This is a genomic window from Pseudomonas sp. PS01270, assembly GCF_029959775.1.
In the GTDB taxonomy this organism is placed as follows: domain Bacteria; phylum Pseudomonadota; class Gammaproteobacteria; order Pseudomonadales; family Pseudomonadaceae; genus Aquipseudomonas; species Aquipseudomonas atacamensis.
In genome coordinates this window covers 41,467-50,961 of sequence record NZ_JASCPT010000028.1, presented here as the reverse complement: position 1 = coordinate 50,961, position 9,495 = coordinate 41,467, and the positions used below count along the sequence as shown (strand labels likewise).

Genomic DNA, 9,495 nt, shown 5'->3' with positions numbered 1-9,495 from the left:
AGCGTCAGCACATTCAACATATTTGCTGACTGATACTCCGCTTTCGCGAGCAAGCTCGCTCCCACAGGGGTTGTGGTGTAGGTGAAATCAGTGCTTTTCCTCCAGGACTTTGTTCAGTTCAGCGCCGTCGATGCTGAGGGTGGCGGTGTTGAGCATGCCGTCCAGATAAGCCTGGGCGATCTGTTCCTGGCGTTGTGCGCGCAGGGCCTGGGTCAGTTGGTCGCACAGTTCCTCCAGCGTCGCGGTGCGGGCCGGTTGTTGTTCGGTTAGTTTGATCACGTGGAAGCCGGCGGCACTTTGTACCGGATCAGACACGGCGCCCACCTTGAGCCGCGCCACGGCGCTGCGCACTTCCGGCACCAGCTGTTGCAACGGTTGCAGGCCGGTATCACCGCCCCGCTCTGCCGTCACTCGATCCTGCGAATATTGCGTAGCGAGCGCCGCAAAATCAGCCGGTGCTGACTGCGCCTTCTTGCTCAATTCAGCGGCTTGTTTGCGTACGGTTTCCAACGAAGCGGAATCACTGACAGCAAGGAAAATCTGACTGACCCGGTACATCGGCGGCGTCTGCCAGTTGGCCTTCCCCGCGTCATACGCCTGCTGCAACTCAGCTGCGCTTGGATACTCCGCCGGCACCTGACTCACCGAGCGCAAATAATCACGAAACACGATCTGCTCAGTCGCCGCGCGAGTCTGCCGGGCGACGTCGGGACGCTGCGCCCAGCCCTGCGCATCGGCCTGTTCCAGCACGGCTTTTTCCGCCAGCCGCGCACGAATCCAGCGCTCCAGCGCCTCACGGTTGCCGCGCAGCTGTTCGCGGGTTTGCGCCGGGACGGTGGCCAGCAGCGCCTGCAATTCCTCTGGCGAAACCTGCTGATTGCCCAACCGCGCGACCGCTGGCCCGGCTGCAACCGCCATCACCGGCGAGGGCTGCTGAGCGGCGACCGGATCACTGCCCGGCCGCAGCACCAATGCCACGGCCACCACCAACAACGCCAGCGCTCCGGCGCCGATCACCATGGCAGGCTTTTTCACAGCGCGACTTCCTCTTGTTCGGCGATAGCTGATTTGGCGGTTTGCACACCAGTGGCCTGGCTGAAGTCGCGCAGGTAAACGATGAATTCCTGCAACAGGCGATCCCACAATTCCAAATTGCCGCGCAGGTGCTCGTTGCTCACCCCAGCGGCCACGACCACGTCCATTTCCATCAGCAGAAACTCGCCCTGCAACGACAACCGTGCAAACCGCCGCGTAGCGTTCCACTGCTCGGCCACGCCCTGGGGCAAGTCGCCCTGCACGCGCAGCGCACAGCTGAAGGTGAAATCAACAAAGCTGCCCTGCTCCAGCGCCGGGTTGCCGAACCGCACGGCGTAGCCGATGCCCTGACTGGCGCTGAGCAATTGCACGATGCCGTTCTGTTCGCTCTGGTTGACGCGATAACCGGCGGCTTGCAGAACGTCGGTCAGTGATTGCGGGGAAACGTGGGTGATCAATTGAGTCATGGCTTTCTTCCTTGTTATCAGTGAGCGATCGCGGCTTGCGGCGCGTCGAATTGGGTTTTGTACAGCTCGTCGCCAAAGCCTTGGGCCAGTTCATCGAACTTGACCCGGGCACTGCCGGCGAATGGCTGGCGGATCTTCATCACTTCGGCGACGTCGATGTTTTCGTACGCCGTGAGGATCTGTTTGGCGACGCCGTACATTTGCTGATTCTTGGCTGAACATTGCTGCACTTGTGTGTCACGTTCCGCCAGCTGCGCTTGCAGCTTCGCGCGTTCGGCTTCTTTGCCACGGGCGAGGACGAGCAACTCGTCGTAGGCTTTCTTGAACTTGCCAGTCTGCTCGGCACTGGCCGCGACTTGCGCCTGCGCCTGGCTGTGCAGGGCCTGCTGCTGCCCGGCCAGTTGCTCGGCGAGGCCTTTGGCTTTGGCCAGTTCGGCGGTCAGCTGCTTGATCTGCGCTTGGGCAGCCTTGGCTTCGTTCTGTGCCGCCAGTTGCGCGGCGCTGGCCTGGGCCTGCTGGCTTTGCAGGGCCTGCAATTGCTGGGTGGTGCTGCGCAATTGCGTGCGCAAGCGTTCTTCCATGCCTTCGCCGTTCGCCCCGGTGGCAATCAACAAACCCAGGCCCAGCGCGAGAAAACGCGTGTTCATAAAGCTCTCCCGGCGCCTTAGAAGCGCGTGTTGATCTCAAGCTGCAAGACGTCGATGTCGAACGGCGCGCCGTACACCGCTTCGGTGCTCATCCAGCGGCCCGTGGCGGAAACGTTCTTCGCCAGGCCGTAGTTGCCGCCCATGAAATAGCCCTTGGCGTTGGTGCCGCCGAGGTGGAACGACGAGTCGTTGAAGCCGTCCGGCAAGGCGTCCGGCTGGATGTACTTGTAGCCGGCGAACAGGTTCCAGTCGCCCTTGCGTTTGAGGTCCAGTGCGTTGCCGAGGGTGAACTGCACCATCCATGCATTGGCGCCGCTTTCGATCTCGCCGTTGCTGTCGAGGTTGTTGACGATCTGCCCGGCGGAACGCTTGCGCATGTCGCCTTCGTCGTAGCTGAGGTTGTGGATGTAGTTGCCTTGGCTGCGCAGTTTGAAGTCCTGCGGCAAGTCGGCATCCCAGACCACGTTGAGATCGAGCAGGTTGAACTCGGACGCAAGCCCGACGAATTGCGGCTGCGGCGTAGCGCTCGGGTTGAGCGGGTTCGGCGTGATGTCACGCAGCAGGAACACGCTGTTGCCCTTCTGCATGAACGCCGCGCGGGTGCCGTCGCTGTCGCAGCCTGGCGAGCCGGCCCACGGTTCACAGGGGCTGGAGCGCTGGCCCTGTATGTCGTCGAAGCGGTAATAGGCCAGCGCACCTTTGAGGCGGTTGTTGCTGTTGATCGCCCATTTCGCGCCGAGCTGCGCGCCGTACAGCCATTTGTTGTCGCTCTCTTCCTTATCGAAACCGTTGCTGCTGGAAGTGTCGTTGGTGTAGTCCACCGGGAACGCGCCGACGGTGCCGAACACGCCCCAATCGCGGTTGAGCTTGTGATCGAAAATCGCCGCCACACCGTCGAAATTCAGGTCGTTGGAATAGAGCATGTCGGTGGACATGAACGGATTGGCGAAGCGCCCGCCGGTCAGGGTCAATTCGTCCATTGGCTTCCAGGTCAGGTAGCCCTGATCGAGCCAGATGTCCTTCTTGGCGAAGCCGCCGCCGAGGTTCTGCGTGGTCGATACCGGGTTGTTGTCCGAACCGGTGCCGATGCGAATGCCGGCGGTCCATTCCTCCGAAATCACTGCTTTCATGCCCAGGCGTGCACGCAGGCGAAAGAGGTTTTCGCGGTCTTCGCGGGTGTTGAGCAACGGCGGCAGACTGGTGCTGCTGTTGGGATTTACGTCGTACGGGCCATTGTTGTTGAGCTTGGCGAAGTCGACGATTTCGTTGCTGTTGTTGCCCGAGTAGTACCGCGATTCGTCACGCAGGCGAATGTCGCCGTCGAAACTGATGCGCGAGGCCCAGTCCGGGAAGGTATTCGGCGCGGCCCAGTTTTCCTGTTTGGCGGTGGCCATGACCTCGGCTTTGACCTGATCGCGGATCTGGTCGCGCACTGCTGCCGGCACGTACTGCACGCGCACATCCCCCGGCGCGGCGACCGGCCCGGCCGCAACTGCGGTAGAAGCCGCCGCCTGCTTCGCCTGCGCCGCTTCGTTCTGCGCCTGGGCGATCAGCGCGTCAGCCTTGTCCTGTTTCAGAATGCCCTGCTCGACCAGCAAGCGGATCAGATTGATCGTGGCGTTCTCCGACGGCGCAGGCGCTGCCACGGCCTGACCGACCAGGGTCGCGACGACCATGCCGACCGCCAGGGACAATCGATTCACGTTGGAAATCATCTGCACACAACTCCTTTTGCCGAAGCTTGAATAAGTGAATTAACCCGGACGCCGCCCTTGCAGGGACAGGCGCACGGGCAAAGTGATGGAGGCCGGAGGCCGTTCGCTGAGGGCTGGCGCACCGCGTAAAGCGGCCAGCACCTGGGTATCGATTTGCGGGTTGCCGCTGGACTTGATCAGCTCGACACGGGTGATCTCGCCGACGCTGCTCAGCCAGACATCGGCCTGTAGCGAGAACGCGAGGTTGCGCAGGTCGGGGTTCTCGCGCAGCAAACGCTGGAAGGTGAACGCGAGAAACTGGCTGTACGTGCCCGTGCCCAAACGCCCGCCGCCAGCACCGGCCATGCCGCCGCCCTTGCCCGCGCCGATGTTGAAAGCGTCGCTGCCGGCCTGCGCGTCGCCGTCCATTTGCATCGGATTGGCCAGATCGTCCGCCGGCGATGGCGGCGCCTCTTCTTCAGGCTTGACCTCCTCCGGCTCCGGCGTTGGCTCGGGCTCGACGACTTTTTCTTCCACCGGCGTTACCGGCTCTGGCGGTTTCTCCGGCGGCGGTGGTGGCGGTGGCGGCAATGGAATGATCGTCGGCACTTTCGGCGCTTCGCGGCGCACGCCGGCCATGTCGTTGGCCCACTGCCAGAGGAACCACGCGGCGAGTGCGCCGACCAGCAGTCCGGCGCCCCACTTCACATAGCGCAACGGCGACTTTTTCACGGGCGGCGGTTCGATCGGGAGTTGTGCGGTCATGACTCAGCCCTGACTCGGTTTGCCGGTAACGAGACCGACCTGGGACAGTTCGAGCCGGCGCAGCAGATCGAGTACTTCGATGACTTTCTGGTACTGCACCGTCGCATCGCCGCGCACGATCACCGGGAAATCCGGGCTTTGCGCTTTCTCGATGCGCAGGCGCTCTTCCAGCTCGGCCAAAGTGACCGGATAGGCATCGAGGAACACCTGGCCGCCGTCGTTGACCGAGATCGCCTTGGTCTTGGCTTCGGACAGCGACACCGAAGCGCTGGCCTTAGGCAGGTTGATCTGGATCCCGGAGACCTGCGCGGTAGCGGTGAGGATGAACATCACCAGCACCACCATCAGCACATCGACCAGTGGGGTGATGTTGATGCTGTCGACTGCGGCATCGTCATCATCGTCGTGGGAGGCATTTACGGACGCCATGGCAGTGCTCCTCAGGCCGGTACGGAGTGGTTGGCATGATGGCCGCGCGGGTGCGACGCCTCACTGAACTGGCTCTCGCCGTGCATTTCCGCCAGCCGGGTGATGAACTCGTCGACGAATACGCGCATGTCGGCGCTGACTTCCTTGTTGCGGGTGATCAGGCGGTTGTAGCCAAACAGCGCGGGGATCGCGACGAACAGGCCCATCGCCGTGGCCAACAGCGCGGCGGCCATACCGGGAGCGATGGCGTTGATGTTGACGTCGCCGGCCATTGCCGTGCCGAGGAACACCACCATGATCCCCAGCACCGTACCGAGCAGGCCGATATACGGACCGCCGGCGATGGCGTTGGACAGGGTCGAGAGTTTCGAACTCAGTTGCTGGTTCTCGCGGGTGCGCACGCCATCCATGGAGCAGCGGATGGCTTCGATGGTTGCCGCTGAAACCGAGGAGGTATCGGCGCCCTGCTCGCGACGGGTACGGATCTCTTTGACCGCCACCAGATACAGGCGCCACAGCGACGAATGCTGCAGACGCTGAGCCAGTTGCGCATCGTCGGCGAACATTTCCAGACGCGTGCCGACCTTGGCGAATTGCACGCGGAAGTCTTCGTTGGCAGCGGTGACGCGGCTGAGGCTGCGGTTCTTGCGCAGCATGATGATCCACGACTGGAACATCATCAGCACCAGCACGGCGATGATCACCCAGGCGTCGACTGGCACCGCGTTGAGCAGGAAGCCGAGGCTGCCGAAGCCAAAGCCGGACTGCTCTTCATCGACGCCGTAAGCCACCAGTTTCGACTCGGCGCCTTGCGAGGTGGCATCGGCCAGCAACAACGCGGCCGGACGGGCGACTTTCGACAGGCGCAGCTCATCAATAGCGCCAGCGAATGGCTGGAACGCGCCTTCCTGCAGATCGGCGCCGATGGCCATGACCGAGTTGAACGCCGGCATCGCCTGGGCCAACGCAGCACTTTCGCGACCGTTGATATACAGGGTGACTTTCGAGCCCTCGGCGGTCAGCGCAACGTGTTGCCATTGCGCCGGCGCCAGCGCCTGGGTGGCAGCAGCGCGCTGGCCGTCGATTTCCACGAACGGCAGGCCTTGGCTGACGCCGATCAGCAGGCTCTGCGAGCCTTCGCGACGCGCCAGTATCACTTGCTCGCCGCTGGCCTGATCCAGACGCAGCCAGGCACTGAAGGTGAACGCACTGCCCGCGTTATGTTGTAGCGACGGACTGGCTGGCAGCAACAACGGCTGGCCGCTGAACTGCAAGGCACGCCCGACGACGCCATCAATCGCTGTGCCGGTCGCGCTTTGCGCGGTGTTGCCGTACGCCGTGGTGTCTTTCGCCGGGGTGCCGGTGGCGCCGTCGAAGTGATACAGCGCGGTGTAATTCGGATCGAAAGTGAGTTGGCCGTTGCCAGTGGCCGGGGCTTTCTGGTTGCCGTAGTACATCCAGATGTCCTGACGCTGACCGCCCTCTACATTCGGCACATCAACCCAGATCAGCGCCATGCCCATCAGCGCGTCGAAACTTTCGATCTGGTGGTTGAGCACGGTTTTGTCATCCGCCGCGACGAAGCGCAGATCGGAGCCGTCCTCTTTCACGCCGTCGAAGGTGAAGTTGCCGGTGTGCAGGCGCACCAGTAGCGCGGTGCGGCCGAGCGCCTGATTGATCGCCGCGCCTTGTGGCGTGGTGTCGACGGCGATCTGTTTACGGTAATGCCAGTCGTCCTGCCACCAGGCCTGAGCCGTGGCCGGGAGCACGAAGCCCAGGCAGATCAACAACGAAAGGAAGAGGCGTTGCATGGACGTGCTCCGTTAGAAAGTGGCTTGGAGGTTGAAGTGCAGGCGCGATTCCTGCTTTGAGGTGTTCGGCCCTTCGAGTAGCGGGTAGCCCCAGTCGAGGCTGCCGGACAGCCATTTACTCAGGCTGGCGCGGGTGCCGAGGCCGACGCTGGCCAGGGCGTAATTGGCGTCCTGATCCGGCAGTTCGTCGCGCAGGTAAAGTTGCGCACCCTCGGCGAAGGCGTAGAAGCGCCAGTCCTGCATCCACGTGCCGGCAAATTTCGCCAGCGACGGTGTGCGCAATTCCTGGCTGAGCAAATAGCCGTCATCGGCGGTGCGCTCTGCCGCGAGATAGCCGCGCACCGAGGTGGCGCCACCGGCGGAGAATTGTTCGTTGGAAACCAGCGGCCCCGAGGCGAGTTGGAATGCGGCTTTGCTTGCGCTCTGCCAGTCGTTGTCAAAGGTCCAGGTGTAGTTGGTGTCGCCCTTGAGCACGGCGAAACTCGGTTTGGCGCGATAGCGTTTGTAGTCGAAGTCTTCGTCGTCGCTGCCGTAGCCGAACACGCTGCGGGTGGCGGCAACCAGACTCAGGCCGAGGCCGAGCTGGCTCTTTTCGCTGTAACGAAAGCCGTTGTAGGCGAAGGTGAACGGCGCGTATTTCAGCGGCACCTTGTCGCTTTCGCCGGACAGGCTCAGGCGCTCGTCGAAGTCCTTGAAGTCGATCCCGGCCGACAACGAGTTCGACCAATTGCCGCTCGAGGGCAATGTGTAAATCGCCGCGACGCCGTAGCTGTGACCCTTGCCGAGCACGTTGCTGCCGCCGATGGTGGCGACGTTGCTGTCGGACTGGTAACCGGAGAACTGCACGCTCCAGCGCTCGCTCAGCGGCGCGGTGTAGGACCCGGACCAGACCTTGGCGTTGTCGGTTTCCTGCGGCGCGGTGAAGAACGTCAGGTTGACGCTGTGGCCGAGCTGCCAGAGGTTGTTGTAACCGAGGCTGGTGACGCTGCGCAGCTTTTCGGTGTCGACGCTGTAGTCGTTATTGAGGCCGACGCTGGCCGTCCACGGGTTCTGGTCTTCGACCTGCAAGTCGACATCCATGGTGCCGGGGCGCTGACCCTCGCGCACCAAAGGCATGACCTGGCGACCGGGGGTCTTGTTGAGCTGCGCGAGTTCGCCCTGGACCTTGGCGAAGTCCGGCACCTCGCCTTCCTTCAGCGCCGGTACGTTGTCGCGAATGTCCAGCGGCGAATAGTGTTTGGCGCCGACCACGCGCACCCGGCCGACCTTGGTTTCGCTGACTTGCAGATAGACGATGCCATCGGCCACCGCCTGCTCGGGCAGCTCGACAAACACCGACTGATAGCCGCGCTCCTGATAGGCCTTCTGCAACGCATCGCGGGCGCCTTCGATGTCGCTCAAGGCTTTCTGCGGGCCGAGAAACGGGTAGACCGCTTCTTCGATCGCCCGGGCATCGAGCACGGTATTGCCGCGCACGAAGTATTCGTTGACGTCGACCAGTCGCTGCGCGGCGGGCGCTTCTGTGCCCTCCTCGGCCAGCGCAGGCTGCGCGCCCGCCGTCACCAGCAGCCAGCCCCACAGCGCCAGCCGTGACGTGAAAATCCGTTCCACATTACCCCCTGAAATTCGCGATGACCTGTGGGCGTTAGCGCCCGGTGTGCTGCGTCAATTGCTGATCGTTGTGGCGCAGGCGTGCTTGCCCAGCCAGGTATGCAACAGCGCAAAGTTCAGCGAGAACTCGGGCATTTGCAGCAAGGCACCGCAGAACACTTCGCCGATGATTTTCTGAATCAGCAGCACCGCGCGCGGCTCGTTGAGCAGCGTGGCGATGTCACGGCTGAGGGCGGTGAAACTCCAGACTTTCTGGTTCAGGCCGAGGCCGACAAACCAGCGGAACAGCAGGTTGTAGTTCAGCTGTTCATAGAGCTGCTGTTCGCTGGGCACCGAATACAGCAATTGCAGGAGCAGGACGTGCATCACCGTCTGCGCGGGAATGAGCATGCCGGGTGCGGCATTGAGGTCGTGCAGCAGGTCCTGGTGGGCGTCGAGCAGATCGTCGATCTGCGGGCGCAGCAACACCAGCGAATGGCCCGGTGGAATGTAGCTGGACACTTCTTTCAAAGCACCCTGCCAGTCCTCCTGCGAGACGATCCAGACCCACGGCGCGCCGTAGCGATACACCGAAACCGGCTTCTTGCGCGCCGCTTCGACGATCTTCGACAGGCGTTGATCGAGCTCCTGCATGCCCACTTTCGAATAGCGTTCCATAGTCCCCATTGCCTCACTCCCGGCGTCCCGCCTCGGCTTGCAAAGTGCGCCCCGAAAGGCCCCTCAAGCGCGTTACACAGGCATGACCGGACTGGCAAAGGGCTACCGAACTTTTGTCATAAAAGCTTCATTACCGAAGACAGACTGACTGATTTAAACGATCGACCGTGGGAGCGAGCCTGCTCGCGAAAGCGCTGTGTCAGGCAATGAGGATGTTGGATGTGCCGCCGCCTTCGCGAGCAGGCTCGCTCCCACAGGGTGGACTGCGGTTGCACGGGTGCGTGACATTCGCGTGACATTCACAGGGTTAAATCCCGGCCCGTTCAGGCGTATAACCTTCACAAGACTTTCAATCGGCACGCCGACTTCAACACAGGGT

At 62.5% G+C, this 9,495-nt stretch carries 9 protein-coding genes; all 9 read right to left on the bottom strand.

The window, feature by feature from the left end; all coding sequences use genetic code 11:
• Positions 1 to 87: 87 nt before the first annotated feature.
• The 9 genes from QMX86_RS11260 to QMX86_RS11220 are packed head-to-tail and all read right to left on the bottom strand — an operon-like array spanning position 88 to position 9,125.
• Positions 88 to 1,035: a peptidylprolyl isomerase gene (locus QMX86_RS11260; protein WP_282387037.1), complete on the bottom strand. Its 948-nt coding sequence runs from the start codon at positions 1,033 to 1,035 to the stop codon at positions 88 to 90.
• On the bottom strand, positions 1,032 to 1,502 hold the full coding sequence (locus tag QMX86_RS11255; protein ID WP_282387036.1) for a YbjN domain-containing protein: 471 nt from the start codon (positions 1,500 to 1,502) through the stop codon (positions 1,032 to 1,034). Before QMX86_RS11255 ends, QMX86_RS11260 begins: the two co-directional genes overlap by 4 nt.
• A 17-nt stretch (positions 1,503 to 1,519) precedes the next feature.
• Positions 1,520 to 2,149, bottom strand: coding sequence for a DNA repair protein (locus QMX86_RS11250; protein ID WP_130929960.1), 630 nt, complete (start codon positions 2,147 to 2,149; stop codon positions 1,520 to 1,522).
• Positions 2,150 to 2,166: 17 nt separating this feature from the next.
• Entirely contained in the window at positions 2,167 to 3,864 is a 1,698-nt protein-coding gene (locus QMX86_RS11245; protein WP_122507255.1) for a putative porin, read from the bottom strand.
• A gap of 39 nt (positions 3,865 to 3,903) precedes the next feature.
• Complete coding sequence (locus QMX86_RS11240) at positions 3,904 to 4,608, bottom strand: energy transducer TonB (RefSeq protein ID WP_282387032.1); 705 nt, start codon at positions 4,606 to 4,608, stop codon at positions 3,904 to 3,906.
• Between the two features lie 3 nt (positions 4,609 to 4,611).
• Positions 4,612 to 5,037 carry a biopolymer transporter ExbD gene (locus QMX86_RS11235; protein ID WP_003201710.1) on the bottom strand — a complete coding sequence of 142 codons (426 nt, stop codon included), beginning with the start codon at positions 5,035 to 5,037 and terminating at the stop codon, positions 4,612 to 4,614.
• 11 nt (positions 5,038 to 5,048) lie between these two features.
• Complete coding sequence (locus QMX86_RS11230; protein WP_282387031.1) at positions 5,049 to 6,848, bottom strand: MotA/TolQ/ExbB proton channel family protein; 1,800 nt, start codon at positions 6,846 to 6,848, stop codon at positions 5,049 to 5,051.
• Positions 6,849 to 6,860: 12 nt separating this feature from the next.
• Positions 6,861 to 8,459: a ShlB/FhaC/HecB family hemolysin secretion/activation protein gene (locus tag QMX86_RS11225; protein WP_282387030.1), complete on the bottom strand. Its 1,599-nt coding sequence runs from the start codon at positions 8,457 to 8,459 to the stop codon at positions 6,861 to 6,863.
• A gap of 54 nt (positions 8,460 to 8,513) precedes the next feature.
• Complete coding sequence (locus tag QMX86_RS11220) at positions 8,514 to 9,125, bottom strand: transposase (RefSeq protein ID WP_024012848.1); 612 nt, start codon at positions 9,123 to 9,125, stop codon at positions 8,514 to 8,516.
• Positions 9,126 to 9,495 lie beyond the last annotated feature (370 nt).

Bases quoted from the DNA above. Each gene is read 5' to 3' on its own strand.
- QMX86_RS11245 (WP_122507255.1), bottom strand. From the start codon at position 3,864: ATGATTTCCAACGTGAATCGATTGTCCCTGGCGGTCGGCATGGTCGTC.
- QMX86_RS11240 (WP_282387032.1), bottom strand. From the start codon at position 4,608: ATGACCGCACAACTCCCGATCGAACCGCCGCCCGTGAAAAAGTCGCCG.
- QMX86_RS11230 (WP_282387031.1), bottom strand. From the start codon at position 6,848: ATGCAACGCCTCTTCCTTTCGTTGTTGATCTGCCTGGGCTTCGTGCTC.
- QMX86_RS11220 (WP_024012848.1), bottom strand. From the start codon at position 9,125: ATGGGGACTATGGAACGCTATTCGAAAGTGGGCATGCAGGAGCTCGAT.
- QMX86_RS11255 (WP_282387036.1), bottom strand. From the start codon at position 1,502: ATGACTCAATTGATCACCCACGTTTCCCCGCAATCACTGACCGACGTT.
- QMX86_RS11250 (WP_130929960.1), bottom strand. From the start codon at position 2,149: ATGAACACGCGTTTTCTCGCGCTGGGCCTGGGTTTGTTGATTGCCACC.
- QMX86_RS11235 (WP_003201710.1), bottom strand. From the start codon at position 5,037: ATGGCGTCCGTAAATGCCTCCCACGACGATGATGACGATGCCGCAGTC.